Annotated in this window: 4 protein-coding genes; 1 reads left to right on the forward strand and 3 read right to left on the reverse strand. The window is 63.3% G+C overall.

Features of this window, described 5'->3' with window-relative positions; translation table 11 throughout:
* From AC1DY5_RS45025 to AC1DY5_RS45035, 3 genes are all read right to left on the reverse strand, one after another.
* Positions 1-1,322 (reverse strand): DHA2 family efflux MFS transporter permease subunit (locus tag AC1DY5_RS45025; protein WP_478120890.1); only part of this gene is annotated, 1,322 nt, incomplete at its 3' end.
* Positions 1,322-2,500: an HlyD family secretion protein gene (locus tag AC1DY5_RS45030; protein WP_478120891.1), complete on the reverse strand. Its 1,179-nt coding sequence runs from the start codon at positions 2,498-2,500 to the stop codon at positions 1,322-1,324. The genes AC1DY5_RS45030 and AC1DY5_RS45025, both read right to left, overlap by 1 nt.
* Positions 2,501-2,537: 37 nt before the next feature.
* Positions 2,538-2,984: a MarR family winged helix-turn-helix transcriptional regulator gene (locus tag AC1DY5_RS45035; RefSeq protein ID WP_478120892.1), complete on the reverse strand. Its 447-nt coding sequence runs from the start codon at positions 2,982-2,984 to the stop codon at positions 2,538-2,540.
* Positions 2,985-3,694: 710 nt separating this feature from the next.
* Here AC1DY5_RS45035 and AC1DY5_RS45040 point away from each other — a divergent pair.
* The coding region (locus tag AC1DY5_RS45040; protein ID WP_478120893.1) for a DUF2076 family protein at positions 3,695-4,082 on the forward strand (388 nt) is incomplete at its 3' end.

Here is a 4,082-nt window from a genome sequence, read left to right on the forward strand (position 1 = left end):
GGCGTGATGTGTTCGGCCAGGCGCGAATGCATGATCTGCGTATTGCGCGTCAGGAGCGTCGTGACCACCGAGATGCCGACGCTGCTGCCGATGTTGCGGATCAGGCTGAAGACCGCGGTGCCTTCGTTGCGCAGCGCGGGCGAGAGGGTCGCGAAGGTGACCGCCGCGAGAGGCACATACACGAAGCCCGTGCCGAAACCCTGCAGCATCCCGGACCAGGTCACCAAGCTGCTGTCCATCTCGAGCGAGAAATGCGTCATCTGCCATAGCGAGATGCCCGTCATCGCAAAGCCGGCGGCAATGATGTAACGGGCGTCCATCCTGCCCATCAGCCGGCCGACCACGACCATGGCCAGCAGAGTGCCTACGCCGCGCGGCGCCGTGACGAGGCCGGTCAATACCACCGGATAGTTCATCAACCCCTGGAGCAGCGGCGGCAGCAACGCGAGCGTGGCGAACAGGACCACGCCGACTATGAAGATGAAGAGCTTGCCGGTGAGGAAGTTGCGGTCTTTGAAAAGCGCCGGACTGACGAAAGGCGCCTGCGTCGTCGTCAGCATATGCACGACGAACAGGTAGAGCGCGAGGCCGGCGACCGTTGCTTCGATCAGGATCTCGAGGGAATTGAACCAGTCATTGGTCTGGCCGCGGTCCAACATGAGCTGAAAAGCGCCAATCGCAAGGCTCAGGGCAGCGAAGCCGAACAGATCGAAGCGCGACTTGCGCAGTACGGTCTCGCGCATGAACGCGAGGAGGCCGAAGAAGCATACGATGCCAAACGGGACGTTGATGAAGAAGACCCAGCGCCAGTTGTAGTTCTCGGTGAGCCAGCCACCGAGCGCCGGCCCGAGGATGGGGCCGATCGTCACGCCCATGACCCAGATGCCCATTGCGCGTCCATGGTGTTCGGGTGGGTTGATGTCGAGCAGCACTGCCTGCGACATCGGAACCAGCGCCGCTCCGCTGAGCCCTTGCAGCAGGCGCGCAAGGACGATTTCAGGAAGGCTCTGCGCGAGGCCGCAAAAGGCCGAAGCGACAGTGAAGCCGAAGATCGAGATCAGGAACACACGCCTGCGGCCGAACCGGCCAGCCAGCCATCCGCTCAATGGGGTCATGATCGCCGCGGCGACGATGTACGACGTCAACACCCAGGTCATCTGGTCCTGCGTGCTCGACAGCGATCCCTGGATGCGCGGCAACGCCACGTTGGCGATCGTGTTGTCGAGCGCCTGCATGATGGATGCGAGCATGACCAACAAAGTGATGATCCGCCGTTGCGAGCCCTCGCCTGCCCGGCCGGCCATGGTGGCGACGTTGTCCATCAGTTGGCGGCCACCTTCGGTTTGGCCAGCACCTCGTTCGAGCCGAACAAATGGCGCTGGTAGCGGGTGTCCACGTCGACATACGCGCTGAGGCCACCATGAAGAGGGAAGGCCGCATCGATACCGTCGAGTTCGATCCGCACGGGAAGGCGCTGCACGACTTTGACCCAGTTGCCGGTCGCGTTCTCGGGCGGCAACACCGAGAACTGCGCGCCGGTACTCGGACTCACGCTCACGACCTTGCCTTTGAACGTTTTTCCCGGATAGCTGTCGACGTTGACGGATGCTTCCTGGCCTACGCGCATGTGAACGAGTTGGTCCTCCTTGAAGTTTGCTTCCAGCCACACGTCTGCGGTCGAGACGAGTGCGAAGACCGGAACCGATGCGTTCACATAGCTGCCGACCTGCAGCTCTTCGACACGGGTGACGACACCGTCGCTGGGCGTCCGGACCACCGTGTACGAGAGATTGAGCCGCGCACGATCGAGCCTCGCCTGCGCCTCCTTGACGGCAGGATGCTGGTCGGGTTCGAGTGTTGGATTTCCGCCGAGCTGTGCCACGACGGCGGCGCTTTCCTGCTGTGCGCCGGCGATCGCTGCGCGCGCCTCGTCGAGCGCGTGCCGGGCCTTGTCGACCTGGGCCTGCGAGGCAATGCCCGCACCAAGCAGGCGCTGCTGACGGTCGAACTCGCTCTGCTGGAATGCCATGGTGTCACGGGCCGATGCCAACTCGGATTGGCGCTGGCGGTAGTTCGCCTTTAGCATGCCGATGCGCAGGCGTGCGGTGGCCAACTGCGCCTCCGCCTCTTCCACCGCGACGCGGAATGTCGAATCGTCCAGCTGGTAGAGCAGATCTCCGGTATGCACCGCCTGGTTGTCATGCACCGCGAGTTCGACGACACGCCCGGCGACATTCGCGCTGATGGAAACGCGGGCCGTCTTTACGTAGGCATCGTCGGTCGATTCGAAACGGCCGCCACTCAAATAGAAATAGCCTGCGAGGCCCGCAACGACGATCAGGCCGCCCAGCATGAGGGGCAGGCGCGCGCGCCGCCGCCAGGGAGGCGCCGCAGGTGTATCCGGCTCGTTCGCGGCGGTCGGGGCGATGGCCTTTTGTTCGGATTGATCCATGGTCGTGATTCGTTCGGTTTGATTCAGAGCGGACTGTGGTTCGCGCACATGACAGTGGCCTTAGGAGCGAGTCTGGTCGGGACGTCTATACCGGCTGACCGTCGAGCAGGGAGCTCGCATTGACGTGCAGCTGTTTGAGCACACGCATGAAGACTTGACGGTCTTCCTTGCTGATGTCTGAAAACATCTCGGCACGCGTCAGCTCCGCAAGGCGCCATATCTCGCCTACCAGGGGCCTGCCTTTGTCGGTGAGATAGAGGCGGCGTACGCGTCGATCCTCGGGGTCAGGCCGCCGCTCAATCAGGTGCTCGGTCTCCATATGGTCCAGGATGCGCACCATCGTCATCGGCTCGACGTCGGTGAGCTCCGCAAGCCGAACCTGACTTGTGCCTTCGTTCCTGTCGAGCTCCACAAGCGCCCTGCACTGCGTGAGCGTCAGCGAGATGCCACATGCACGCTGCTCGAAGCGCAGCACGTAGAGGCGGCTCAGATCCTTAAGAAGGAAGCCAAAAGTCACCTTGTCCATGTCCATGTAGCGAGGTCTTTCTTTCTTCAAAGCACACATCGATCGCCAGTAGTCAAAACCAGACACTCACTTCTGTGATGCTATCAAATGATATTAACTGCCGATTACCTATGAAAGCGACGTGGGCTCCCGCGAACAAGCGCTGAAGGTGCATCGCCGCATGTTGGCCGATCGCACGGGCTGCAGGCTCTGTGTCCCGGAGAGCTTGGTTCAGCTAGACGCGATGCGGCCTGCACCGGTCAAGCCACCGGTGTTGGCGCCGGCTGCGAACGCGCGCGGCTGCGCCGCCTTCGCGAATGCCCCAACTGCTGAATCCCCGCTGCGATGTTCCTGCACGCGGCCGCCCTGGTGCCGTGCAGACGGCGAGCAGGTGCTGGCCTGGCCCGTGAGGACGTTGGGCTGCTCGCCTGCATGTCCGCTCCCAGCAGCCTAGCCATCGAGTCGGCCGAAGGCTTCGGCCTGCAGCTCTGGGCTTTCGTGCGCGGTGAACGCGCCACCCGCTACACCTGACGTGCGCTAGGGCTGCCGGAGCTCGCGCGCCGGAGTGTTTCATTGGTAGCGTGATCGACATCGACCCGCAATAGGCCCGCACGAGGATGAATGATCGCGACCCTTGGGGCTGTCAACCGCGCGATGCCGCTTCTCGAGTTGGCTTTCGCTTGACCACTGGGCGCGGACCGATCCACCTATTGCCACTTCCGAGAGGAGCAAGACTCATGAATCTGCAAGAGAACCAGTTGCTGCGGGATTTCCTGACCCAACTCACGCAGGCGCAGCTCGGCGCCAGGGATCCGGAAGTCGAGGCGTTGATCAACAGCGCCGTTGCTCGGCAGCCCGACGCGACTTACCTTCTGGTGCAACGGGCGCTGCTGCTCGAGCGGGCGTTGCAACAGGCCAACGCGCAACTGGCGAGCCTGCAGGAGCGCAGCAGCTCCTTTCTCAGTGGTGGCGACACATGGAGCCAGGCCCCGGCACGTGGAACGGGCAATGCACCGGCGCAGGCGGTTCCGCCGCAACCACCATCGGCGCCGCCAGCCACGGCAACGAGTGGCGGCTGGGGCAGCCTGTTCGGCAACGCCGCGGCAACGGCAGCAGGTGTTGCAG

The sequence above is a fragment of the Variovorax sp. P4_D9 genome (genome assembly GCF_056401695.1).

What these genes read in the sequence shown, in the direction of transcription:
- AC1DY5_RS45035 (WP_478120892.1), bottom strand. Translation starts at nt 2,984, where the DNA reads ATGGACATGGACAAGGTGACTTTTGGCTTCCTTCTTAAGGATCTGAGC.